The sequence below is a fragment of the Lichenihabitans psoromatis genome (genome assembly GCF_004323635.1).
GTDB lineage: Bacteria > Pseudomonadota > Alphaproteobacteria > Rhizobiales > Beijerinckiaceae > Lichenihabitans > Lichenihabitans psoromatis.
In genome coordinates this window covers 2428003-2451827 of sequence record NZ_CP036515.1, presented here as the reverse complement: position 1 = coordinate 2451827, position 23825 = coordinate 2428003, and the positions used below count along the sequence as shown (strand labels likewise).

Genomic DNA, 23825 nt, shown 5'->3' with positions numbered 1-23825 from the left:
CACAAAGCCGCGGTGGCATGCGGCTGCGACTCGCGGCGCATGGCATCGATGGCACGACACTGCTGGTGCTTCCCGCGCTCGTCGCGCTTCTCACCCTGTTCATCTACCCGTTCGTCTACGGCATCGCCGTCTCGCTCGCTCCGAAAGTCGGCCCGTTCTACAGCAATTATCAGCGCTTCTTCGCCGAACCTTTCCTGCGGGAAACGATCGGCAACACGCTCGCGCTGGCGGTGCCGACCACGCTTCTCGATCTTTTGATCGCCGTACCGATCGCCTTCCGGGTAAGGCTCATGCGCAACCAGCGCCTCCTCACCACGATCCTGGTGCTTCCCGTGACGCTCGGGACCGTGCTGATCGCGCAGGGTCTTTTGACCTATCTCGGGCCACAGGGCTGGTTCAACCGGACGCTGCTCGCCCTTCATCTCATCGGGGCGCCCCTGAAGCTCACCAATAATTACTGGGGCGTCTTCGCCTCGCTGGTCATCACCGGTTTTCCGTTCACCTTCCTGCTCACGCTGTCCTATGTCAGCGGCATCGACGTGGTGCTCGAACAAGCGGCCGCAACGCTCGGGGCCAGGGCGCGTGCCCGTTTCGTCCGCATTTTCCTCCCGCTGCTCGCGCCCGGGCTCGCCGTCACCTTCTGCCTGAGCTTCGTGCAGGCCTTCGCGGTCTTCCCCTCGGCGGTGCTACTCGGCGCCCCGGCCGGCAGCACCCATGTGATCTCGATCGCGGCCTATCAGGCAGCCTTCGAGCAATATGATGCCTCGCTCGGCTCAGCCATCGCGATGATCATGGGAGCGGTTCAGCTCATCATGGTGCTGGGCGTGCTCGGCGCGCGTTCGCTGTTCTACCGCGGTCCGGTCGGCGGAACGAAAGGATGAGACGATGATCGGCGACCGAAGCATCGGGTCAAAGCTCTGGTCCACGGCCGTCTGGGCCGTGATCATCCTGTTCGTGGTGAACCTTCTGGCCGTGATTGCCACGGTGGTGATCGACTCTCTTGCGACACGCTGGCTCGGCACCTGGCTTCCGGCGGGCTTCACGCTGCATTGGTATCGCGATGCCTGGGATGAGTTCCAGCTCTCGGACGTGCTGATCGTCACCTTCGAAGCCGTTGCGGCCGTGGTGGCGCTGTCGGGCTTGCTCGGCGTCGCGGCCGCCTATGCCTTGGCGCGCCGGGATTTTCCGGGCAAGCGAGCCGTGACCCTGATGTTCCTGCTGCCGCTCCTTGTGCCGCCGCTGACCTACGGCATCCCGATGGCGACGCTGCTCTATCGCATCGGGCTCGGCGGCACCCTCAGCGGCGTGGTACTGGCCAATCTCGTGCCGGCCATCCCCTTTGTGGTGCTGGTCATGATCCCCTTCATCGAGCAGATCGATCCGCGGGTCGAGGCGGCGGCCCGCGTCTTCGGCGCGTCGACCACGCAGCTCTTCGTGCGTGTGCTCGTACCCTTGCTGATGCCCGGGGTGCTGGCGGCACTGCTGCTCGTCATGGTGCGCACCATCGCGATGTTCGAGCTAACCTTCCTGACCGCAGGAGCCGATAGCCAGACCCTCGTGGTCGCGCTCTATTACGCGGTCTTCGCCTCTGGCGTGCGGGCTAGCCAGGAAATCGACGTCATGGCGGTGGTCTATATGGTGACGACGCTGATTTGGCTGCTGTTGGCGCTCCGCTTTATCAATCCCACCCAGATCGTGGCCCGAACCAAAGCCGAAGCCGCCCGTTGAGCTGTTCCATGACCGAGCAACCCTGAAAGACGCGGCGATTTGGTCGCTCGTTCCAACCGGAAGCTTCACCAGAAGCATGGCCAACATCCGAGCGATCGACATGACGTTCCTCGACGAGCTGTTCGACATGAGCGACGGCTACGTCCTCGACTTCACGGACAAAACATTCGCGCAGTTCTTCGCGGAGGAGCTTCACGTCGATATCGAGGATCCGCGGTATTTCAAGAACGGCACGTCCAAAGCCAAGCGGACCCGCTGCTTCCTCCACACTATCGACCGCAAAAGCGCTGTCCGCGCCCTCCGGGCTCTCTGGGCGTATCGCAAGTCCTATCACGACCGTATGAACGTCCACGAGACCGTGACGAGCGCCGAAGAGAGATTCCTGACGCTGCTCGACCGGATGAGGGCGGGATCGGCGGCTTACTCGACAGCTGCCCGGACATCGGCGGCCGACTGACTGAGCCGATCGGATCGTCAACCGAGTTGATGACGCTCGCGCAGGTTTTCGTGCCCGATGAGCCGACGTGATCAGGCAAAGGGCGGGGCCGCCAAGCCGATCGGCGGCAAGCGCGACGTGGTCGTGAGCGGGAACTATGATCAAGCCTTCGCCGTAAACCAATGGGCAAGACCTTCGGCCCGATCACTGACCGACCTTGGTCCGATGATCGAGGAAGGCTTTGGTGCGACGACAACGCAAGCCGGCTTTCGCCGACGGCGATGGTCAGCGCGCCTTTTTCGGTTGTGGAACCGAAAAAGGCGACCAAGGCTCCGTCGAGGCCGAACAGCAAGGATGAGAACCATGACCAAGAAAAACGCGCTCGTCGTCGGCGTGACCGGAATTTCCGGAAGCAACGTCGCCGACCTCCTGGTTGCCGAAGGCTGGACTGTCCACGGTCTGGCACGGCGTCCCCCGCAAGATCGGCCCGGCATTCATCCGGTCACGGCCGATCTTCTCGATCCAGCGAGCGTTGCAGAAGCCGTCACGGGCCTCGATATCGGCCATGTTTTCTTCTGCACCTGGGCGCGCCAGGAGACGGAAGACGAGAATTGCCGCGTCAATGGCGCGATGCTGCAGAACCTGCTCGATGCTGTCACGAAAACCTCCAACATCGAACATGTCGCGCTCGTGACCGGTCTGAAGCACTACCTCGGCCCGTTCGAATCCTATGGCAAAGTAAAACCCGATACCCCGTTCCGGGAAGATCAGGCTCGCCTCCCCTACCAAAACTTCTACTACGATCAGGAAGACATCCTTTTCGCAGCGGCCACGAGGTCGAACTTCGCCTGGTCGGTGCATCGTCCCCACACGCTCATCGGCTGGGCGCTGGGCAATGCGATGAACATGGGCGTGACCCTGGCGGTCTATGCGGCCATCTGCAAGGAAACCGGGCGCGACTTCCTGTTTCCCGGCACGCTGCAGCAGCACGAGGCGGTGACCGATGTGACCGATGCCCGTATCCTGGCGCGACAGTTGCTGTGGGCCTCAACGACGCCCTCGGCCTACAATCAGGCGTTTAACATCGTCAATGGCGATGTCTTCCGCTGGCGTCGGCTGTGGGGAACGATCGCGGCCTATTTCGGCGTATCGGTCGCGCCCTATCCGGGTCACCCGACGCCGCTCGCAGAGCAGATGGCCGGAGAGGACGCGACCTGGGACCGGATCGTGGAGAAACACGGCTTGCGACCGTATCGTCTCAAGACCCTTGCCTCGTGGTGGCATACCGATGCCGATCTCGGCCGCGAGCTCGAGACCTTCACGGACATGACCAAGAGCCGGGAGTTCGGGTTCATGGATCTGCAAGTGACCGAGCGGTCGTTTACCGAGCTTTTCGATCGCCTTCGCGCCGAGAAGATCATCCCGCCACGCGAGGATTGACGACACAAAAAACCCGCGCCGGTGGGTGAAGGTCGAACATCTGGCGCGGAATCGGCAAAGTGACGGCAACGCTGGTGCCCGCTCGAGCGCCTTCACCTTCGGGACAATGAGCTCCAGAGGGTCAATCGCCAGCAGTATCGTCGGGACAGAGCCGCACGGCACCTCGATCTGGCCCGATGCGGCTTCCTCCGTCCGAAAGAGGATCCTTCCCTCGCGCGGGCTCTGCGGCTGATCAGGCTACCTTGGTCACCCCATCGACATAGTCGGCTTCGGTCTTGGCCCTGATCTCGTCTGGCGTGACACCGGGAGCACATTCGATCAGCGTGGCGCCTCCCTGTCGCTTGTCGATCGCAAACACCGCAAGATCGGTGATGACGACATCCACGACGCCTGCGCCGGTCAAGGGCAGCGAGCAGGCGTGCAGAAACTTCGGCCCTCCCGCTTTGTCTGTATGTTCCATCACCACGACGACGCGTTTGACGCCCGCCACGAGATCCATGGCGCCGCCCATGCCCTTGATCATCTTGCCCGGAATCGTCCAATTGGCGAGATCGCCCCTCTCGCCCACCTGCATGGCGCCGAGGATCGCAAGATCGATATGGCCACCGCGGATCATCGCGAAACTATCGGCCGACGAAAAGAAACTCGAGGTCGGCAGCGCCGTCACGGTCTGCTTCCCGGCGTTGATAAGATCGGCGTCGACCTCGTCGTCGTAGGGGAACGGCCCGATGCCAAGCATGCCGTTTTCGCTCTGCAGCGTCACGGTCAGACCGTCGGGAACGTAATTGGCCACCAGTGTCGGAATGCCGATGCCGAGATTGACGTAATAACCGTCCTGCAATTCCTGCGCGGCCCGTGCGGCCATCTGTTCGCGTGTCCAGGCCATCAGTTGTTCTCCCCGGAAGCCGTCGCTGCGGGGCGGACCCGCACCGTGCGCTGCTCGATCTTCTTCTCGTAACCAGGACCCTGGATGATGCGATCCACGTAGATGCCGGGCGTGTGGATGCCGTCCGGATCGAGGGTGCCGGGTTCGACGATCTCCTCCACTTCGGCGATCGTCACCTTGGCGGCCGTCGCCATGTTGGGATTGAAGTTCCGCGCCGTCTTGCGATAAACGAGGTTGCCCTCGCGATCGCCCTTCCAGGCTTTGACGATCGCGACATCGGCCTTCAGCCAGGTCTCGCGGACGTAGGTCTCACCGTCGAACACCTCGGTCGGCTTGCCTTCGGCCACCACGGTCCCGACGCCGGTTTTGGTGTAGAAGGCCGGGATCCCCGCGCCGCCGGCGCGGATGCGCTCGGCCAGCGTGCCCTGCGGGTTCAGCTCGAGCTCCAGTTTGCCCGACAGATAGAGGTCGGCGAATAGCTTGTTCTCGCCGACGTAGGACGAGATCATCTTGTCGATCTGGCCGGCGTTCAGCAACACCCAAAGACCGAAGCCGTCGGCTCCGCAATTGTTCGAGATGACGGTCAGGTGCTTGACGCCCGTGTCCTTCAGGGCCGGGATCAAATGCTCCGGATTGCCCGAGAGGCCAAAGCCGCCCGACATGATCGTCATTCCGTCGAACACGACTCCCTCGAGCGCCGATCGCGCATCCGAGTAGACTTTATTCCGCGACATCCCTGGCCCTCTCGTTTCGCGCCCAACTTAGACGATCGGCGCGTCGGGTACAGCGCCCGGCACCATCGACGCGCGTGTGAATTCCGAATTGCTCATCCGTTATGGTCGGCCACGCGTCAGACGGCCTCAAGCGCGATGGCGATGCCCTGCCCCACGCCGATACACATGGTAGCCAAGGCCCGCCGGCCGCCCATGCCGCGAAGCTGGAGAGCCGCGGTTCCGGTGATGCGCGCCCCCGAGGCACCGAGCGGATGCCCGATCGCGATGGCGCCGCCATTCGGGTTGACGTGCGGCGCATCGTCGGCCAGCCCCAGCTCCCGCAGAACGGCGAGAGCTTGGCTGGCAAAGGCCTCGTTGAGCTCGATCGTGTCGAACGCGCCGATCGAAAGGCCGAGCCGAGCCATGAGCTTTCGCGTCGCCGGCACGGGGCCGGTCCCCATAATGCGCGGCGGCACACCCGCCGTCGCAGCGCCGAGAATACGGGCGATGGGACGAAACCCGAATCGCGCGACCGCGGCCCCGGAAGCGATCAACAACGCCGCAGCGCCATCGTTGACGCCGGACGCATTGCCGGCCGTCACCGTGCCGCCTGCGCGAAAGGGGGTCGACAGCTTGGCCAGCGCCTCAATGGTGGTTCCGGCGCGGGGATGCTCGTCCTTATCGACCCTGATCGGGTCGCCCTTGCGCTGCGGAATCGTCACGGGTGTGATCTCCTGCCCGAGCCGGCCGCTGGTTTGGGCCGCCACTGCGCGCTGCTGGCTGCGAAGCGCGAAGGCATCCTGGTCCTGGCGCGAGATGTTGAAGTCAGCGGCGACATTCTCGCCAGTCTCGGGCATCGAATCGACGCCATACAGGTCCCGCATGCGCGGATTGACGAAACGCCATCCGATCGTCGTATCGTGGAGCTCGGCCTGTCGCGAGAAAGCGGTTTCGGCTTTCGGCATGACGAACGGCGCCCGCGACATGCTTTCGACGCCGCCGGCGACGATCAGATCGGCCTCGCCGCTCTTGATCTGTCGCGCCGCGATCGCGATGGCGTCCATCCCGGAGCCGCAGAGGCGGTTGATCGTCGTGCCGGGAGCCGACACCGGCAAGCCTGCCAACAGGGCGGCCATACGGGCGACGTTGCGGTTGTCCTCACCCGCTTGGTTGGCACAGCCGAGCATAACCTCGTCGATGGCCTCGAGATCGAGCGCCGGATGACGGGCCAGCAGCGCCGCGATGACGGTCGCGGCCAGATCGTCCGGCCGCACGGAGGCGAGCGTCCCACCGAAACGGCCGATCGGCGTCCGGATGTAATCGACGATGAAGGCGTCTATCATGCTGTCGTCCCTCGGCGCGATAGCGAGTCAGGCCGGCATACAACGTCCTAGGCTCAGCGCAACCATCGCCATATTCGGCTCATCGATGCGGCGGCTCACCCCATGAACCGTGAGCGACCCCTTCTGCAACACCGTCGTTAAGCGCGTGGAAGAGCACCGGTTATAATGCGCTGGATTTCGGGCCGGCAGGATCCGCAATTGGTCCCCGCCTTCAGGGCGGCGCCAACCTCCGCGACCGTGGCGCAGCCCCCGACCGTGATGGCGGTCCGGATCTGGTTGATCCCGACCTGAAAACACGAGCAGATCGTGGCACCGCGATCGATCCGGCCCGCGCCTGGGCGGCCGGCCAGCAGGCGGAACGCTTCGGCTTCGCTTAAGGCATCCGTCAGCGCGCTTGCCACGAAGGCGCGAGCCACGGCAACGGGCCGAGGCGCGACGAAGAGGACCGCGTCGAGGCGGCCCGCGCGAAGAACCGCCATGCGATAGTGGCCGCTTCGCGGGTCGTCATAGGTTATTAAGCGTGCTCCCGCCTCGGTCGCTCCGAGCAGAACCGCCGCGACGGTCGGCCAGTCGGCGATGGCTTCCAGCCCGGCAAGTTCCGTCTGCCACCCATCGGCGACGCGAGCCGAGACCCAATAATCTTGTCCAGCACCATTCAGTTTTTGCCGGGTCACCGCAAAACCATACCAGCGGGCCGGAAAAGGTCTGACCCGCGCCCGCGCCATCTTGGAGGCCGGCTGCCCCGAGACCGGATCGGTGTGGCCGGATATCAGCGCATCCACCCGTGCGGCACTGGCAAATTGATCGGTCCAGTGCATGGGCACGAAAACCGAACCTCGCGTCTGGTCGTCCGAAATTTGGGCCCGTCCGACTATGCGTCCGCTCGCACTCTCGCAGATCGCGAGAGTGCCATGGAGGATGCCGGCCTCGCGAGCATCGTCGGGGTGCAGCGTCACGGCCGGCTCCAGCAAATGAGCGGAGAGACGCGGTGATTTTCCCGTGCGCGTCATCGTGTGCCATTGGTCGCGGATGCGCCCCGTGTTGAGCGTCAGCGGATAGGCTGGGTCGATGGCACGCGGCTTCGGAACGTGGGTCGGGATGAAGCGGGCGCGACGGTTGGGCGTGAAGAACTGGCCGTCCGCGAAGAAGCGGCGTGTCCCCGATGTCTCGCCGGCTCGGATGGGCCAGTGTACGGGCGCCATCCGCTCGTAGTCGTCGCGATCGAGGTCGGCGAGGCCGCCGATATCGAAGTCGCGCGTCCCCGCGTTGCCGACGGTCGAGAGCGAAGCATGCTCCTTGAAGATTTCGGCGGCATCGGCAAAACCGAACCCCGCCCCAAAGCCCATCCGGCTCGCCACCTGATCGACGATCCACCAATCGGGCTTGGCGTCACCCGGTGGAGCCATGAACGGCCGTTGCCGGGTGATGCACCGCTCGGAATTGGTCACCGTTCCGTCTTTTTCTCCCCAGGCCGCCGCAGGTAGCAGCACATGCGCCAGACGCGTCGTGTCGGTGTCCCGGATGACGTCGGAACAGACCACGAAAGGACAACAGGCGAGCGCGTCGCGCACGCCATCCGCCTCCGGCATCGAGTCGACCGGATTGGTGGCGATGATCCAGAGCGCCTTGACGCGCCCGTCCGCGACGGCACGAAACAGATCGACGGCTTTGAGGCCGCCCCGCGTCGCCATGCGCGGCGCGTTCCAGAACCCGCGAACGAGGTCGCGATGGGCGGGATCGTCGATGTCAAGATGAGCCGCAAGCTGGTTGGCGAGACCGCCGACTTCGCGGCCGCCCATGGCGTTCGGCTGGCCGGTGATCGAAAACGGTCCCATACCGGGCCGGCCGATCCGGCCTGTCACCAGGTGGCAGTTGATGATCGCGTTGACCTTGTCGGTGCCGCAGACCGACTGATTGACGCCCTGCGAGAAGACGGTGACGACACGCTCGGTCGCGGCAAACAGGTCGTAGAACGTCGCGATGTCAGCCGACGCAAGCCCGGTGGCGCGCGCCACGGCGGGCGCGTCGAGACCCGTCGCCGCAGCGAGCGCCTCCGCGAGGCCGGTCGTATGCGCCTCGACGTAGTCGCTGTCGGCCGCCGCCCCGGCAAGATGGCGCAGTAGACCGTTGAAGAGCGCGACATCGCCATCGGCCTCGATCGGCAGGTGCAAGTCGGCTTGCTCGGCCGTCGGCGTGCGGCGCGGATCGATCACGACCAATCGCATGCCCCGCGTCTCGCGTGCCGCCATCATCCGCTGAAACAGGACCGGGTGGCACCAGGCGAAATTGGAGCCGACCAGCACCACGAGATCCGCCTCTTCCAGATCCGCATAGGTTCCCGGCACCGTGTCGGCTCCGAAGGCGCGCTTATGGCCCGCCACCGAGGACGCCATGCAAAGCCGGGAGTTCGTGTCGATATTGCCGGAGCCGATGAACCCTTTCATCAGCTTGTTGGCGACGTAATAATCCTCGGTCAACAATTGCCCGGACACGTAGAACGCCACCGCGTCCGGGCCGTGGTCGGCAATGGTCTGCGAGAAGCGGCGTGCGACGTGGTCGAGCGCCACATCCCACGTGGCGCGTTCGCCATCCACCTCGGGGTGGAGAAGCCGGTCGTCAAGCGACAGAGTCTCGGCCAAGGCCGAGCCTTTCGAGCAGAGCCGTCCTGCATTGGCCGGGTGGTCGGGATCCCCCCTGACGGAGACGGCGCCCGTCTCGGCGACATCGGCCAGGACTCCGCAGCCGACGCCGCAATAGGGGCAGGTCGTCTTGACGGTGCTGACATCGGGGGACGGTCGAGCCTCGCCACGTCGAGACGGATCGACGACGGCGTTCGCGTTCGATAATCCGCGACGCACCTCGTCATCGGTCCGACGCTCGAGCGACGCAGGGCTGTCCATCATGCCACCCGACGCGTGGCTGCCCCGAGGACCTTAGACGCCGTCGCGGCCAGGATCACGGCGGCCGGCATCGTGGCTGCGGCTTCACCGGCCGGAACCGACGCGATCGCGCCCGGGTCGGCGAAGTCCTGTCCGAAGATCAGCCCGTCTCGCAGCAGCGTCACGTCGGCGCGGCTTTGGACAAGATCGAAGAACCAGGCGCCGTCCTCCGTGTCGCCGTAGAGCACAGCCCCAAGCAGGCGTCCGTCGCGCAGCACCAGACGGCGGTAGATCTGCCGGGCCGGATCGCGAAGCACGATCTCGTCGCGATCCTCGCCGGTTGCGAAATCCCCAGCCGAGAACAGGCTGATGCCCGTGACCTTCAGCTTCGTCGCGGTGACCGATCCCGCATAGACCGCATGGGTTTCGCCGATGAGCCGCGCCGCCACGACGCTCGCCATCTCGTAAAGCGGCGCGACGAGCCCGTAGCACTGGCCGCGATGCTCCACGCATTCGCCGACCGCGAGAATCGACGGATCGCTGGTCTGCAAGCCGTCGTCGACCACCACGCCGCGTTTCACATCGAGGCCAGCGTCTTTGGCCAGCATCGCATTCGGACGAATTCCCACCGCCATGACGAGCAGATCGGCCGGGATTTCGCTGCCGTCGGCAAAGCGGACGCCCTCGACCCGCTCGGTGCCGAGAATCGCGGTGGTGCTGGCGTAACACCGCACCGCGATGCCGCGTGCCTCGAGGGTCCGTTGCAGCATGAGCCCCGCCTCGGGATCGAGCTGTCGATCCATCAAGGTCGGCATGAGATGCACGACCGTCACCTCCATGCCCCGCATGGCGAGGCCTGCCGCGGCCTCGAGGCCCAGAAGGCCCCCACCGATCACCACGGCCTTGCCGCCGCGCCGCGCCGCCTCCTGCATGGCCAGAACGTCGTCTAGGTCGCGATAGACGCGCACGCCCGGCAGCGTCGCGCCGGGGATCGGCACGATGAAGGGTGAGGATCCCGTCGCGATCAACAGTTTGTCGTAAGGCACGACGAGACCGTCGCGCGTCGTTACGGTTTTGTGGTCACGATCGATCGCGACGACCGTGCTGCCGCGATGAAGCGTCACGCCGTGTCGCTCGTACCAAGCCTCGTCATGGATGAGGATGTCGTCGTAAGCCGCCTCGCCCGACAGGACGGGCGACAGCATGATCCGGTTATAGTTGACGCGCGGTTCGGCCCCGAAGACCGTCACGTCGTAGCGTCCGGGGGCTTTTGCGAAAAGCTCCTCCATGGCGCGTCCGGCCGCCATGCCGTTGCCGATGATGACGAGGCGCTCGCGGCTCATGCTGGGCTGGCCACGGCAATACCGGTGTTCTGCAGCATGCGGCGGCGCGCCACGGCCTCGTCATACAGGGCTTTCTCGGTATCCCGATGCTTGACCGAGAAGCGGATCGTAACGGCGCATAGCGCGGCGACGATGACGCAGCAGCCCATGATGAACAAGGCTTGCGGCAGCCCACCGACACCCTTGAGCAGAAAGCCGGCCGCAACGCCGCCGACATTGCCGCCCGCGCCGACAATCCCCGTGACGCCGCCCAACGCCTTGCGATCGACGAACGGCACCAACGCGTAAATGGCGCCGCACGACATATGCGTGAACAGCCCGAACACCAGCATGGCGCCAATCGCCCAACCGACCGAGGTCATGGTCGAGAATGCAAGCAGGCCCAACCCCTCACAGGCCAGAAATCCCACGAGGAGGAGCGTACGTCCCTGCAAACCCCAACCGCGCGCGATCCGATCCGACGTGAGGCCGCCCAGTGCGCGCGCGAACAAGGCCAGAAGGCCGAAGCTGCCGGCCGCGAAGCCCGCATTCGCCAACGTCAACCCAAACTTATCGACATAGTAGCTGGCCGCGACATTGTGGATGAAGAGTTCGATGCCGAAGCTCGCCGCGTAGCAGAGCGCCAGGACCCACACGCGAAAATTGGCGCTGGCCTGCCGAAACACGTCCCAGCCGCCCTTTTTGCCCGTTTCGATCGCGATCCCACGGGCGCGCAGATCCATGATGTCGCCTTCCGGCGTATCCTGGGTCAGCGTCCAGTAGAGGACGGCCACGATCAGCATCATGACGCCAGGAACGATCATCGCGAGCCGCCAGCCGAGGCTTTGGCTGATGCCGAGGCTGACGATGGCCGCGAGAAGAATCGGCATGACCGACTGCGTGACGCCCCCGCCCGCATTCCCCCATCCGCCGACCGTCGCATTAGCGGTCCCGACGACATTGGGCGCGAACATCACCGACGTATGGAATTGAGTGATGACGAAGCTTGCGCCGATCGCGCCGATCGCGAGCCGAAAGATCAAAAAACCCATGTAGGACTGGGCGAAAGCGATCCCCATCACCGGGATGGCACCCAGGGCCAGCAATGCCGTGTAGGTGCGGCGCGGACCGAACCGGTCGCAGAGCGGTCCCACGATCAGGCGAACCAGGATCGTGATGCCGACGGCCGCGATGTTGATGTTGGCGATTTGGTCGGGCGTGAGATGAAACTCACCTTTGATCACGGGCATCAGCGGCGCGACCGCGAACCACGCGAAGAAGCACACGAAAAACGCGAGCCAACTCAGATGGAAGGCCCGCATCTGCGGCGTCGAAAAACTAAACAGATTGATGCTGGTGGCTTTTTGCGAAAGCATGGCACGATCCCGCTGAACGAATGAACGACAGCTGGCGCACCAAGAGACGCCGCCAGCTTATGGAGCGGTCTGGCGTCGTTGCCTGACACGGGGCCCAATGACCCCAGGGGCTGAGCCCGAATGATGGAGGTGCCGCTTGGACCGCCACTGGTCCTGAAGGCGAAGCGAGACGAACGTTCCTCTCACCTGAAACTAGAATAGATTGAGAGATGCAAGCCGCAAGTTCAAAATATAGGCCGCGACTGCTCAACTCATTTGCATATTGTCGACCTAAGATCGAAAAGAGGCAATGTATTGGTCAAGTTGATCCGGATCGAACAAACGGCCGTCGAAGAAGCCATCAGGCCCCAACGTCATCCGGCCAAGCCGCGACGCGACCGGGGTCGGCCGCTGCAACGCACCCTCGACCTTGGCACTAGCGCGCGGCAGATCGGCCCCAATCGGCGCCAGCGCGGCGCGATAGAGATCCGGTCGATACACCCGCCGCGCTGTTTCGGCATGCGCGGCCGTATGGTCGACATGCCCCCATCGAACCATTTGGGCGTAAAACCAAAGCGCATGGCTCAACCACGGGAAATTCGCGGCATACTCGTGAAACACGAGGAAGTCCGCCACCGGTTCGGCCGCCGTCCCTGGGACACGGGTCAGCGTCCCCCGCAGGTCGCTTTCGATGATGGCCGCGGGGGTGCTGAGATAAGCGGGGTCGGACAGCAGGAGCGCCAACTCGCCGATGTTTGCCGGGTCGGCGGCCCACCGCGCGGCTTCATAGAGCGCGCGAACCAAGGCGGCCGTCTGCTCGGGGAAGCGGTCGGCGAACTCCGCCCGCAGCCCCAACACCTTCTCGGGCCCCTGACGCCACAACGCCGATTTGGTGACCGCGATGACGCCCGCGCCGGCCGCCACAGCCAGCGAATTCCACGGCTCGCCGGCGCAGAAGCCGTCGATCTGCCGTTCGATCATCCCATCCACCATCATTGATGGAGGGAGCACCGCCAACCGAACCTCGTTATCGGGATCGAGACCGGCCGATGCCAGCCAATACCGCAATTCGTAATTGTGGCTGGAAAACGGATGCACGATCGCAAGCGTCGGCGGTTCATGGCCCGCAGCCTGACGGTCGCGCAGCACGATCGCGAGAGCGCGTCCGACCGCCATCGGCTCGAAGCGGCGAAACTGGTCCGTATCGCCGGCCGCCGTCTCGGCCATCGCCGCAAAGAGATCGAGCGAGAGCGTGACGGCATTTCCGCCGAGCCCGAGCGAAAATGGAGCCACCATGGCGACGGCCGGGCGGCCCAGCCCCAGGCTGGACGCGATCGGCATCGGCCCCAGCATATGGGCCGCATCGAAATGCCCAAGCGCGACACGATCGCGGATGTTGGCCCAGGACACCTCCCGCATCAATGTGAGATCCAGACCCTCGCGGCGTGCGAACCCCTTTTCGGCCGCGACGACGAGCGGCGCGCAATCCACGAGAGGGATGAAGCCGAGCGTCAATGCGCCCGTTTCGGCGTCGTTGCCGAGACGCTCCCCTCGCGACGGTCGTGCGGGCTCGTGAGCCATCTCAATCATTCCAGCAACTTCATGGCGGTGATCAATCCTTGGGCGACCTCTGCGACCCGGCGGCTTTCCTTCATGGCCGTGGTTCGGAGCAGCGCATAGGCGTCCTCTTCAGACAAGCTGCGGTTTTTCATCAAGATGCCCTTGGCTTTGTCGATCACCTTGCGATCCTGCAGCGCCTGCTTGGTCCGATCGAGTTCATCGCGCAGGCGATTGAGGGCGTTGAACCGGCTGATCGCCGTATCCAGCACCGACTTGACCCGATCCCGCTTCAGGCCGTTGACCACATAGGCCGACACTCCGGCATCGATGGCGGCCTCAATCGAGGCGCGGTCGGATTGATCGACGAACATCGCGACCGGCCGCCTAACGGTCCGCGAGACCTGAAACATCTCATCGAGCACATCCCGGTTCGGATTGCCGAGATCGATCATGATGACCTCCGGATCGACCTCGACGATCCGGCGGAGCAACTGACGCATCTCGGTGATGACCGTGACCGACGTGTGGCCGGCCTCTCGAAGGCCCGACTCGATCATGGCGGCGCGGGTCGCGTCGTCGTCGATCACCAGGATGCGATAATCGCCTTCGATCATGCCTGCAGTGTCAGGCAAAGCCGCTCATTGTGCAATGCGGAAGAGCGGTGCCGACGGGCAACCACATATCAGACGCTTGTTTTGGGCAATATTGCCGCGACTTGCACAACTAACGTCCAGCATGTGCCGGAAACTTAGGCTTGGAGCTTTTCGATTTAAACATCATAATTCTTAGCATTGCAGTGCGGATACCGATGGGACGCCGCATTTCTTTCTCGCGCATGGGCCAATGAAGGCCGAAGCGCTCGACCCGGACGAACGGGTTCCCGACCAAAAGCGCTGCCGTGCGTTCAAACAATTCGCTGCCGCAGCGGAGAGGTTTGGGAAGCCGTCGTCATGTCTTCCGCAAATCAACATCGTCAGCGACACCAATCCGACAAACGCGCGGCCCTGATCGGCCGCACAGGAGAGCCTCAATGGGCGACGTCTTCTCTCCCGAACAGCGACGATGGCTCGAGGGGTTCGCCTCGGGAGCGGCAGCCGTGCGGGTCATTCCGGCGCCGAACAGCCAGCCTGCCGAGCCGACCGGTCCCGATGCCGCGCATGCCAAGGCGCAGAACCGAACGCTGGCGGAGGGCAAGAAACTCGCCGACCAAGAGAAGTGGAAACGCGCCGAAAATCCGTTTGAGTCCTACATGCGGCTCAAGATCGAGGCGCTTGCCGGTACCAAGCCCAAACCCGAGGACAACTTCCGCTGGCGCTATCACGGCCTTTTCTACGTGGCGCCCGCCCAAGAGAGCTACATGTGCCGGTTGCGTATCCCCAACGGCATTCTCACCCATTGGCAATTTGCCGGGATCGCCGACATCGCGGAGCGAGGCGGCGGCGGCTATACTCACGTGACGACCCGCGCCAATCTCCAGATCCGTGAGATCACGCCGGAGAACGGGCCGCCGTTGCTTGAGGCACTGACCGACATCGGCATCGTCTCGCGCGGGTCGGGCGCCGACAACATCCGCAATGTCACCGGCACCGCCACGGCCGGCATCGATCCGCATGAGCTCATCGACACGCGTCCCCATGCGCGGGATTGGCATCACCACATTCTCAACAGCCGCGAAATGTACGGGCTGCCGCGCAAATTCAACGTGGCCTTCGATGGCGGCGGCGCGATTGCGACTCTCGAAGACACCAACGACATTGGCTTCCAGGCCGTGGCGGTGCCGGACGGATCGATGGGGCCGGACGGCGTCTCGATCGCGCCCGGCGTCTGGTATCGCCTGGCGCTCGGGGGCATCACGGGTCACCAGGATTTCGCGCGCGATACAGGTGTCATCGTCAAACCAGAGGACGCAACCCTGGTGGCCGACGCGATCGTGCGCGTCTTCATCGACCACGGCGACCGGACGAACCGCAACAAAGCCCGGTTGAAATATGTGCTCGATGCGTGGGGCTTCGCCAAATTCCTGGTCGCGGTCGAGGCCCTGCTCGGCAAGACGCTCACCCGCATCGATGCCGCCTTGATCGCGCCGCGTCCGGCCTATGACCGGATGGCGCATGTCGGCGTGCACCCGCAGAAGCAGGCTGGACTGAACTGGATCGGCATCGTGTTGCCGACCGGCAAGATGACCTGCGCGCAGATGCGGGTTTTGGCCGACATCTCCCGCTCGTGCGGCGACGGCGATATCCGGCTCACGGTGTGGCAGAATCTGCTGATCTCCGGCGTGCCGGATGCCGCCTTGGCCGAAGCAAAGACCCGCATCGAGGCAAGTGGGCTCGGCTGGGAGACGACGCCGATCCGCGCCGGCCTCATCGCCTGCACCGGCAACCAGGGCTGCAAGTTCGCGGCCTCCGACACCAAGCGGCATGCGCTGGCAATCGCGGATCATTGCGAACCGCGGATCGCGCTCGACCAGCCCATCAACATCCACCTGACAGGCTGCCATAACTCCTGCGCGCAGCATTACATCGGCGACATCGGCCTGATCGGAGCCAAGGTGACGATCAATGACGACGGCGACCAAGTCGAGGGCTATCACCTGCATGTCGGGGGTGGATACGGCACCGACGCCGGCATCGCCCGGCTGCTCTATTCCGACGTCACGGCCGACGACGTGCCGGTTCGCGTCGAAGGTCTTTTGCGGGCGTATCTCGATCATCGATCCGACCCGGCGGAGGGATTTGCGGCTTTCGCGCGGCGCCACGACCCCGACCAGCTGCGAGCCTTGGTGGCAGCGGAGATGATGGCATGACGATACAAAGCCCTGTCCAGCGCCTGGACCTCGTGCCCGAAAGCGCGCCCTTTTCGGAGGAACAGCGCGTCTGGCTCTCGGGGTTCTTCGCTGCGGCGCTCGGCCCGATCGCGTCGCCCGAAGCGCTGTCCCTGGCGGCGTTGATCGCCCTTGGCGTCCCAACCCAAGGAGCGCCATCCGGCCCCGTTCTCGCCACCAACGATGAGGCACCCTGGCACGATCCGGCCTTGGCAGCGCCGGAGCGCATGACGATGGCCGAAGGGCGCCCGCTCGCGCCGCGCCTGATGGCCGCCATGGCGCAGCAGGATTGTGGCCAATGCGGTTACAATTGCGCCGACTACGCCAATTCGATCTTCCTCAAAAGCGAGACGCGCCTGAACCTCTGCGCGCCGGGCGGCAAGGAGACGGCACGGCTGGTGAAGGGCCTTGTGGTCGAGCTCGACGCGGCACCATCGTCCAACGCCGCTGTCCCGCTCGAAATCCCGGCCGCGGAAGCGGGCTCGAAGCCGATCCTGGCGATCGGTCTCTCTCGGGAGGCTCCAGGCGAGGCGACATTTCTGTCGCGTCACAGGCTCAACAGCGACGGCTCCGAGAAAGAGACGCTCCACATCGCGTTCAAGCTCGGCGAGCATCTCGACTATGAGGCTGGCGATAGTTTCGGGATCTTCCCCAAAAATCACGAAGGTCATGTCGATCAGATCATCGCGCTGCTGGGGGCCTCGCCACGGACCGAGATCCGTGGCCGCAGCTTGCGCGACGTCTTGATCGATGAGGTCGCGCTCGGCGCGGCACCGGATTCGCTGTTCGAGTTATTCTCCTACATTCTCGGCGGCACGGATCGGGAGACGGCCCGCGCTTTGGCGCGCGGCGAGGATCCGCATGGGGACGCGTCCACCACCGATGTGCTGGCGGCCCTGCACCAGTTCCCCAAGGCGCGGCCGCATGCCGAGGCTTTCGTCGACGCGCTCGACCCCCTGCAACCGCGCCTCTATTCGATTTCGTCATCGCCAAAAACCGAAGCCGGATTGCTGACCTTGACGGTCGATACGGTGCGCTACATCGTCGGTAAGCGAAAGCGGCTCGGGGTGGCCTCGACCTATCTTGGCGAACGCGCGGTGCCGGGCGATAGGCTGAAGGTCTACATCCAAAAGGCCCATGGGTTCGCGCTGCCGCCGGATCCGAACACCCCCGTCATTATGGTCGGGCCAGGGACCGGGGTGGCACCCTTCCGCGCCTTTTTGCATGAGCGCAAAGCCATCGCGGCGCCAGGGCCGAACTGGCTGTTTTTCGGCCACCAGCGCCAGGCGACGGACTTCTTCTACCGGGATGAACTCGAGGCCATGCAGGCCTCCGGCCATCTCACCAGACTGTCGCTCGCCTGGTCGCGCGACGCGGATCAAAAATTCTATGTGCAGGACCGGATGCGCGAGGTCGGACCCGCGCTTTGGCAATGGCTCGAGCAAGGCGCGCATTTTTATGTTTGCGGCGACGCCAAGCGCATGGCCAAGGATGTCGAAGGCGCCATGGTCGACATCGCCGCCCAGCACGGTGGCAAGAGCCGCGACGATGCCGTGGCCTTCGTGGCGCAGTTGAAGAAGGCGGGCCGCTATCAGGCGGACGTCTATTGATGTCGCTTCAACCGAGGTGACCGGGCCGGTCGGGCTTGCTCGTCCGGCTCGTGTGGGGTGGTGCTGCACCTCGAAGCGGCGTAACGCTGGTCGACCCTCAACGAGGAACCGCGCCCCGCGCACAAGCCCAACCGTGGTTCGTCCCGCCGGCTCGTCTCCCTCACACAGCAGGTTCGCTCATGAAAATCGGCATAATTGGTGCAGGCCAGATCGGCGGCACACTGACACGCCGCCTGACGAGCCTCGGGCATCATGTCCTGGTGGCAAATTCGCGCGGTCCAGAAACGCTGCGGGCCCTGACTGAGGAGACTGGCGCCGTCGCGGTCTGGGCCGTCGAGGCCGTTCGCGACGTGGATCTCGTCGTCGTCACGATCCCGGAAAAAGACATCCCCGATCTGGCAGCCGGCCTGTTCGCCGATGCGGCGGAGGGCTTGGTCGTGATCGACACGGGCAACTACTATCCGCGCCAGCGCGATGGCCTCATTGCGCCGATCGAAGGCGGTTTGCCGGAAAGCCTCTGGGTCGAGCAGCAACTCGGGCGTCCCGTCGTCAAGGCCTTCAACAACATCCAAGCCCAGCACCTCATGGATTTGGGTCAGCCTGCGGGAACGCCGGGGCGCATCGCCCTCCCGGTCGCCGGTGACGATCAGGCCGCGAAGGCCACCGTCATGGCTCTTGTCGATGCCCTGGGGTTTGATCCCGTCGACGCGGGCGGTCTCGATGCGTCCTGGCGGCAGCAGCCAGGAACGCCTGTTTACGGCGCCGATCATGACAGCGCCGGGGTCCGCCGCGCCCTGGACGAGGCCGACAAGCTCCGCAAACCTGAATGGCGCGCCTTTCCTTGAAGCTGCGTCCGCGTTGACCGCGATCGCTTCAATGGCGGTCGACGCGCCTTAAGGCCCGATTAAATCGCGGAGGCGGCAAGCTGCTTCAAAAGGGCAGAAGCGGCGGCGCCAGAGGATGCGGGGTTCTGGCCCGTGATCAGAAGGCCGTCTTCGACGACGTAGGAGCCCCAGTCGGCTCCCTTTGAGTAAAGGCCACCCTTGGCCTTCAGTTCGTCCTCGACCAGGAACGGCACGATGTCGGTGAGCCCGACACCGGCTTCCTCGGTGTTGGCGAAACCGGTGACCTTCTTGCCAGCCACCAAAGCCTGTCCGTCGGACATCTCGACATGGCGCAAAACACCCGGCGCGTGGCAGACAAGCGCGACCGGCTTGCCGGCTTCGACGAAGGATTGAATGAGCTTGATCGAGGTCTTGTCTTCAGCGAGATCCCACAGCGGACCGTGCCCGCCGGGATAGAAGACCGTGTCGAAGTCCGCTTGCGAGACGCTGTCGAGCCGGACCGTGGTGGCGAGTTGCGCTGTCGCCGCAGCATCGGCCTCGAAGCGCCGGGTCTGATCGGTCTGCGAGGACGGCTCGTTGCTTTTCGGATCGAGCGGAGGCTGCCCGCCGTTCGGCGACGCCAAGGTGATGACGGCACCAGCGTCCTTGAAAACGTAATAGGGCGCCGCAAGCTCTTCGAGCCAGAAGCCGGTTTTGCGGCCGGTGTCGCCCAGCGTGTCGTGCGACGTCAGCACCATGAGAATGTTCATTTGCGAGTCCTTCAGCGAAGTGAGCCTGCCGTGTCTCACGCTCGCTCTCTAACTTGGAATAGACCGGTCGTCTAGCGTCTTTTTAAGATCGCTGATGTCCTGATCCGATGCCCATAGACCGTCAAACGAGAGGCTTCGCGTCGTCTTGTTTCACCATCGGGAGGTGCAGCAGCGCGCAAGTGGTCGTCATGGCGGAGAGGAACGGCTGCGTCGTCCTCACGATCTTGACCATCACACTGGCGCCCAACCACAATTGGTAGAGGCTTTGGGCGACCTCGAAGGGATCTGTGTCGATCGCCACCGATCCATCCGCCACGCCGGCCCTGATGCCCTCGCCCAGCCGTCGCATGATCTCGGTCGTTCCGCGCTGCAGCGCCAAACGCATCGGATCCGATAAATCGGCGACCTCCGCGCCGAGTTTCACGGCAAGGCACTTTCCCTGACAATCAAGCACCGACTGGGTCTGCTGCCAATGCGTCCAGTAGTTCATCAAACGCTCTGCCGCCGTCAGGCCGGGCTCGCCGAGCGTGCGATCGAGATCGATCAGGTAATCGTCGAAATAGCTCTCGAGGAGCGCCACCCCAAACGCGTCTTTCGAGCCGAAATAATGGTAGAATGATCCCTTAGGAACGCCCGCCGTCGTGAGGATCTCGTTCAAGCCGACGGCCGAAAAGCCCTTGCCGGCCATCAGACGTTGACCGGTGTCGAGGATGTCCTGGCGGACACCGGAATGATCAGGTGCGGTTGAACGGCTCATGTTAAAAATATAGGCTTGATTAGACCAGTCGTATAGGGCTTAGAACTCACGGCGCTGCGGAGGTTTGGCAGCGGCCCAGCTTGGCGTCGCGCGCGAAGTCGGAAACCGCCAGGCGTTCGCTGCGTGTCCGTACCGCGGCAGGCGAGCGCCTGACATCGACTGCGTGCCGTCGTCGGAGCATCAAACGCCGATGTGTCGCGACCGGCGCCATGCACCAAAAGGAGCACCCATGTTCACTTGTGTCGGATATTCATCCACATCACCCGAAGCGCCCCTCAAGCCCGTCAGCTTCGAGCGTCGCGATTGCGGCCCAACGGACGTTCAGATCGATATTCTCTATTGCGGCGTCTGCCATTCCGACCTCCATCAAGCGCGGAACGAGTGGCAAAACACGATGTATCCGTGCGTTCCGGGGCACGAAATCGTCGGTAAGATCAGCAAGGTCGGAAGCGCCGTCACCAAGTTCAAGGTTGGCGATCTTGCCGGTGTCGGCTGCCTCGTCGATTCCTGTCGTGACTGCCCGTCCTGCGCCGAGGGTCTCGAGAACTATTGCGAGAAGGGCCAGACCTTCACGTATAACAGCGAGGACAAGGTGTCCGGCGGCATTACATTCGGCGGCTATTCGGCGGCCGTCGTCGTGGACGAAGCCTTCACCCTGCGGATTCCGGACAACCTCGATCTTGCGGCCGTCGCGCCTCTGCTGTGCGCCGGAATCACGACCTACTCGCCGTTGAAGCATTGGAAGGTCGGCCCCGGTCAGAAGGTTGGCATCGTCGGTCTCGGCGGTCTCGGACATATGGCGGTGAAGCTGGCCCATGCGATGGGCGCCCATACGGTGCTGTTCACGACATCGCCCGACAAGGTCGCGGACGCGAAGGCGCTCGGAGCCGATGAGGTCGTTTTGTCCAAGAACCCCGACGAGATGGCGGCTCACGCCAATTCGTTCGACTTCATCCTCGATGCGGTCGCGGCACCGCACGACATCAATGCCTATCTCAACCTGCTCAAGCGCGACGCGACCTTGTGCCAGGTGGGTGCCCCCGACAAGCCGCTGGCCACCAACGTGTTCAGCCTGATCTTCAAGCGGCGCAACTTCGCCGGCTCGCTGATCGGCGGCATCGCCGAGACGCAGGAAATGCTCGATTTCTGCGGCCAGCATGGCATCACGGCCGATATCGAGATGATCCGCATGGATGCGATCGAAGACGCCTTCGCCCGGATGGTGAAGAGCGACGTCAAATATCGCTTCGTCATCGACATGAAGACGTTGCCGACGGCCGCCTGATCAGCAGCGCGGCAGGCTCACCGCCTGCCGCGTCTCTTCCGAAAGGGTACAGGCCCGCCGGCCCGCTACCCCGGCCGAATTTTTGATTAAAGACTGCTGGTGATGCCGCCATCGACGTAAAGAACGTGGCCGGTCACGAAGCTCGACGCATCGGAGGCCAGGAACAAGGCCGCGCCGATGAGTTCGTCGACATTCCCCCAACGCCCGAGCGGCGTCCGCTTGGTCAACCAGGCCGTGAACTCCTCGTTCTTGACCAGCGCGTCGTTCAACTCCGTCTTAAAGTAGCCGGGCCCGAGGCCGTTCACGCGAATGCCGTGCGGCCCCCAATCGACCGCCATACCCTTCGTCAGCATTTTCAGGCCGCCCTTCGAGGCGGTGTAAGGCGCAATCGACGCCCGCCCCAATTCGCTCTGGACCGAGCAGATGTTGACGATGGAACCGCGGCGGCGCGGGATCATGCAACGGGCGACCGCCTGTCCGACGTAGAAGGCGCTGAACAGGTTGGTCTCGAGAACGTTCCGGAACGCCTCCACCGGAAAATCCTGCAGCGGTGCCCGGTGCTGAATGCCGGCATTGTTGATCAGAATGTCGATCGCGCCGACGTCGGCTTCGATCGCGGCGACCGCCTCCGCTACGCCTTGTGGATCGGTCACGTCGAAGACCGACGGGGTGGCGACCAGGCCCGCCTCGACCAACCGCCCGCAGGCCGCGTGGACCGCAGCCTCGCTCCGACCATTGATCACGAGTCGGGCGCCGGCCTTGCCGAGTCCCTCGGCCAGCGCAAAGCCGATGCCGCGGCTCGATCCGGTGATCAAGGCCACGCGGCCGTTCAGGTCAAACATCATCGAAACTCCGAGCGCGATAGGATCTTAGAAAGCGAGTTGAATTTTCATGCTGCGGCTTTTGTCCGCGGCTTGCTCGAACGCGCGCTGCGCCTCGTCGACTGGGATCACGTCGGTCAGCAGCGGCCGCACATCGATCAAGCGACTGGCGATGAAGCCCACGGCGGTGCGAAACTCGTCGTCGAAGCGGAAACTGCCGCGCAATTCGAGTTCCTTGGTGACGATCAGCGACATCGACAGGGTGGCCTCGGCGCCCTGCCCGACCAGCACGAGGCGACCGCGCGGTCGCACGATCTGGAGGCCGGCCAGCAAGGTGCTGGCGCTTCCGGCCGCCTCGAACATCACGTCGAATTGGCCTTTCTCGGGCGTGAATGCGTCGAGCGCCTGGGGCTCCGCTTGCACGTTGATGGTCCGGTCTGCCCCGACAGCGCGAGCGATCGCCAGCGGAGCCTCCACCACGTCGGTCACGACGATCTCGGCCGCTCCGGCACGGCGGGCCGCCATCGCGGTCAAGACGCCGATCGGCCCCGAGCCGGTCACGAGCACGCGCTTGCCGAGCAGAGATCCGGCTTGGTTCACGGCGTGGAGGCAGACGGCGAGCGGCTCGGCAAAAGCCGCTTCGGTCAGCGACACATGGTCCGGCACCGGCACGACCTGTTCGTCCGTGCAGGTCAAAACCTCCCGGAACCCGCCTTGCACATGCGGAAATCGCATCGCGCTGCCGTAGAACCGCATCTCCAGACAGTGATTGTGCAGCCCAAGCCGACAGAAACGACAGTGTCCGCAGGCAAGGCTCGGGTTGACCGCGACCTTCTGGCCCGGTGAGACAGCGACCACGTCACGGCCGATCGCCAGCACGGTCCCGGCGATCTCGTGGCCGAGGATCATCGGCTCCTTGAGCCGAACCGTCCCGAAGCCGCCATGCCGAAAGTAATGCAGATCGGAACCGCAGATGCCCCCTGCCCCGATTCGGACCCTGACATCGGACGGGCCGAGCGTTTGCTCATTGTCCGCCTTGATGTCGTCGACGCGAAGATCGCCTGCCGCGTGAATCACGACCGCCTTCATGGGCCTCCCTTTCGTTTCTCGATCCCGCCAAACGGGTGTCATCCGATCGTGGGACGATCTTGCCGGACGGGCAAGGCCCTCGTCGCGGTTTGGCGTCAGTTTGGGTGCGAGCCTGGGCTGACGCTCGGGAAATTCAGGCCGCGCCCTTTCGCTCCCGCCGCGCATGTCGTAAGGGCGCCGCAC

General features: G+C 64.2%; 19 protein-coding genes and 1 pseudogene. 8 read left to right on the top strand and 12 right to left on the bottom strand.

Features of this window, described 5'->3' with window-relative positions; translation table 11 throughout:
* Positions 1-17 precede the first annotated feature (17 nt).
* From EY713_RS11405 to EY713_RS11390, 4 genes are all read left to right on the top strand, one after another.
* Positions 18-881: an ABC transporter permease gene (locus EY713_RS11405; RefSeq protein WP_131114931.1), complete on the top strand. Its 864-nt coding sequence runs from the start codon at positions 18-20 to the stop codon at positions 879-881.
* Positions 882-885: 4 nt separating this feature from the next.
* Positions 886-1728 carry an ABC transporter permease gene (locus EY713_RS11400; RefSeq protein ID WP_131114929.1) on the top strand — a complete coding sequence of 281 codons (843 nt, stop codon included), beginning with the start codon at positions 886-888 and terminating at the stop codon, positions 1726-1728.
* 100 nt (positions 1729-1828) lie between these two features.
* Positions 1829-2185: a hypothetical protein gene (locus tag EY713_RS11395; protein ID WP_131114927.1), complete on the top strand. Its 357-nt coding sequence runs from the start codon at positions 1829-1831 to the stop codon at positions 2183-2185.
* Positions 2186-2518: 333 nt separating this feature from the next.
* The gene (locus EY713_RS11390) at positions 2519-3604 is read left to right on the top strand and encodes an SDR family oxidoreductase (RefSeq protein ID WP_425374306.1); all 1086 of its coding nucleotides are present in this window, start codon (positions 2519-2521) and stop codon (positions 3602-3604) included.
* Positions 3605-3836: 232 nt separating this feature from the next.
* Here the strand turns inward: EY713_RS11390 and EY713_RS11385 are convergent, their stop codons facing one another.
* The 8 genes and pseudogenes from EY713_RS11385 to EY713_RS11350 form a co-directional block, all read right to left on the bottom strand.
* On the bottom strand, positions 3837-4490 hold the full coding sequence (locus tag EY713_RS11385) for a 3-oxoacid CoA-transferase subunit B (protein ID WP_131114923.1): 654 nt from the start codon (positions 4488-4490) through the stop codon (positions 3837-3839).
* Positions 4490-5224, bottom strand: a complete 735-nt coding sequence (locus EY713_RS11380) for a CoA transferase subunit A (protein ID WP_131114921.1) — start codon at positions 5222-5224, stop codon at positions 4490-4492. The genes EY713_RS11385 and EY713_RS11380 overlap by 1 nt, the downstream gene beginning before the upstream one ends.
* Positions 5225-5340: 116 nt before the next feature.
* Entirely contained in the window at positions 5341-6546 is a 1206-nt protein-coding gene (pcaF, locus tag EY713_RS11375; RefSeq protein WP_131114919.1) for a 3-oxoadipyl-CoA thiolase, read from the bottom strand.
* A gap of 137 nt (positions 6547-6683) precedes the next feature.
* Positions 6684-9449 carry a nitrate reductase gene (locus EY713_RS11370; protein WP_245572692.1) on the bottom strand — a complete coding sequence of 922 codons (2766 nt, stop codon included), beginning with the start codon at positions 9447-9449 and terminating at the stop codon, positions 6684-6686.
* Positions 9450-9538: 89 nt separating this feature from the next.
* Positions 9539-10768: pseudogene (locus EY713_RS11365) on the bottom strand (NAD(P)/FAD-dependent oxidoreductase); the annotation flags it as partial.
* Entirely contained in the window at positions 10765-12123 is a 1359-nt protein-coding gene (locus tag EY713_RS11360; RefSeq protein ID WP_131114915.1) for an MFS transporter, read from the bottom strand. The pseudogene EY713_RS11365 and the gene EY713_RS11360, both read right to left, overlap by 4 nt.
* Positions 12124-12393: 270 nt before the next feature.
* Positions 12394-13683 (bottom strand): CmpA/NrtA family ABC transporter substrate-binding protein, encoded by a 1290-nt coding sequence (locus tag EY713_RS11355; protein ID WP_131114913.1) that lies wholly within the window; start codon positions 13681-13683, stop codon positions 12394-12396.
* A gap of 5 nt (positions 13684-13688) precedes the next feature.
* Positions 13689-14276 (bottom strand): ANTAR domain-containing response regulator, encoded by a 588-nt coding sequence (locus EY713_RS11350; RefSeq protein ID WP_131119598.1) that lies wholly within the window; start codon positions 14274-14276, stop codon positions 13689-13691.
* Positions 14277-14692: 416 nt separating this feature from the next.
* Here EY713_RS11350 and EY713_RS11345 point away from each other — a divergent pair, with 416 nt between their 5' ends.
* The 3 genes from EY713_RS11345 (at position 14693) to EY713_RS11335 (ending at position 18941) form a co-directional block, all read left to right on the top strand.
* The gene (locus EY713_RS11345; RefSeq protein ID WP_131114911.1) at positions 14693-16468 is read left to right on the top strand and encodes a NirA family protein; all 1776 of its coding nucleotides are present in this window, start codon (positions 14693-14695) and stop codon (positions 16466-16468) included.
* Positions 16465-18096, top strand: a complete 1632-nt coding sequence (locus EY713_RS11340) for a sulfite reductase subunit alpha (protein WP_131114909.1) — start codon at positions 16465-16467, stop codon at positions 18094-18096. Before EY713_RS11345 ends, EY713_RS11340 begins: the two co-directional genes overlap by 4 nt.
* Before the next feature lie 179 nt (positions 18097-18275).
* Entirely contained in the window at positions 18276-18941 is a 666-nt protein-coding gene (locus tag EY713_RS11335) for an NADPH-dependent F420 reductase (RefSeq protein WP_131114907.1), read from the top strand.
* Positions 18942-19000: 59 nt separating this feature from the next.
* On the opposite strand, the gene EY713_RS11330 is transcribed toward EY713_RS11335, so the two are convergent.
* Positions 19001-19690 carry a type 1 glutamine amidotransferase domain-containing protein gene (locus EY713_RS11330; protein ID WP_131114905.1) on the bottom strand — a complete coding sequence of 230 codons (690 nt, stop codon included), beginning with the start codon at positions 19688-19690 and terminating at the stop codon, positions 19001-19003.
* A gap of 121 nt (positions 19691-19811) precedes the next feature.
* Positions 19812-20447 (bottom strand): TetR/AcrR family transcriptional regulator, encoded by a 636-nt coding sequence (locus EY713_RS11325; RefSeq protein ID WP_131114903.1) that lies wholly within the window; start codon positions 20445-20447, stop codon positions 19812-19814.
* Between the two features lie 229 nt (positions 20448-20676).
* On the opposite strand from EY713_RS11325, the gene EY713_RS11320 reads away from it, so the two are divergent.
* Positions 20677-21732 (top strand): NAD(P)-dependent alcohol dehydrogenase, encoded by a 1056-nt coding sequence (locus EY713_RS11320; protein WP_131114901.1) that lies wholly within the window; start codon positions 20677-20679, stop codon positions 21730-21732.
* An 86-nt stretch (positions 21733-21818) separates the two neighbouring features.
* Here EY713_RS11320 and EY713_RS11315 read toward each other — a convergent pair whose 3' ends face one another.
* Positions 21819-22577, bottom strand: a complete 759-nt coding sequence (locus tag EY713_RS11315; RefSeq protein ID WP_207388370.1) for a glucose 1-dehydrogenase — start codon at positions 22575-22577, stop codon at positions 21819-21821.
* A 24-nt stretch (positions 22578-22601) separates the two neighbouring features.
* Positions 22602-23642 (bottom strand): L-idonate 5-dehydrogenase, encoded by a 1041-nt coding sequence (locus EY713_RS11310; protein ID WP_131114899.1) that lies wholly within the window; start codon positions 23640-23642, stop codon positions 22602-22604.
* Positions 23643-23825: the final 183 nt, after the last annotated feature.

Bases quoted from the DNA above. Each gene is read 5' to 3' on its own strand.
- EY713_RS11380 (WP_131114921.1), bottom strand. From the start codon at position 5,224: ATGTCGCGGAATAAAGTCTACTCGGATGCGCGATCGGCGCTCGAGGGA.
- EY713_RS11315 (WP_207388370.1), bottom strand. From the start codon at position 22,577: ATGATGTTTGACCTGAACGGCCGCGTGGCCTTGATCACCGGATCGAGC.
- EY713_RS11345 (WP_131114911.1), top strand. From the start codon at position 14,693: ATGGGCGACGTCTTCTCTCCCGAACAGCGACGATGGCTCGAGGGGTTC.
- EY713_RS11360 (WP_131114915.1), bottom strand. From the start codon at position 12,123: ATGCTTTCGCAAAAAGCCACCAGCATCAATCTGTTTAGTTTTTCGACG.
- EY713_RS11335 (WP_131114907.1), top strand. From the start codon at position 18,276: ATGAAAATCGGCATAATTGGTGCAGGCCAGATCGGCGGCACACTGACA.
- EY713_RS11395 (WP_131114927.1), top strand. From the start codon at position 1,829: ATGACGTTCCTCGACGAGCTGTTCGACATGAGCGACGGCTACGTCCTC.
- EY713_RS11330 (WP_131114905.1), bottom strand. From the start codon at position 19,690: ATGAACATTCTCATGGTGCTGACGTCGCACGACACGCTGGGCGACACC.
- EY713_RS11385 (WP_131114923.1), bottom strand. From the start codon at position 4,490: ATGGCCTGGACACGCGAACAGATGGCCGCACGGGCCGCGCAGGAATTG.
- pcaF (WP_131114919.1), bottom strand. From the start codon at position 6,546: ATGATAGACGCCTTCATCGTCGATTACATCCGGACGCCGATCGGCCGT.
- EY713_RS11310 (WP_131114899.1), bottom strand. From the start codon at position 23,642: ATGAAGGCGGTCGTGATTCACGCGGCAGGCGATCTTCGCGTCGACGAC.
- EY713_RS11350 (WP_131119598.1), bottom strand. From the start codon at position 14,276: ATGATCGAAGGCGATTATCGCATCCTGGTGATCGACGACGACGCGACC.
- EY713_RS11370 (WP_245572692.1), bottom strand. From the start codon at position 9,449: ATGATGGACAGCCCTGCGTCGCTCGAGCGTCGGACCGATGACGAGGTG.
- EY713_RS11320 (WP_131114901.1), top strand. From the start codon at position 20,677: ATGTTCACTTGTGTCGGATATTCATCCACATCACCCGAAGCGCCCCTC.
- EY713_RS11325 (WP_131114903.1), bottom strand. From the start codon at position 20,447: ATGAGCCGTTCAACCGCACCTGATCATTCCGGTGTCCGCCAGGACATC.
- EY713_RS11405 (WP_131114931.1), top strand. From the start codon at position 18: ATGCGGCTGCGACTCGCGGCGCATGGCATCGATGGCACGACACTGCTG.
- EY713_RS11340 (WP_131114909.1), top strand. From the start codon at position 16,465: ATGACGATACAAAGCCCTGTCCAGCGCCTGGACCTCGTGCCCGAAAGC.
- EY713_RS11355 (WP_131114913.1), bottom strand. From the start codon at position 13,683: ATGGCTCACGAGCCCGCACGACCGTCGCGAGGGGAGCGTCTCGGCAAC.
- EY713_RS11400 (WP_131114929.1), top strand. From the start codon at position 886: ATGATCGGCGACCGAAGCATCGGGTCAAAGCTCTGGTCCACGGCCGTC.
- EY713_RS11390 (WP_425374306.1), top strand. From the start codon at position 2,519: ATGAGAACCATGACCAAGAAAAACGCGCTCGTCGTCGGCGTGACCGGA.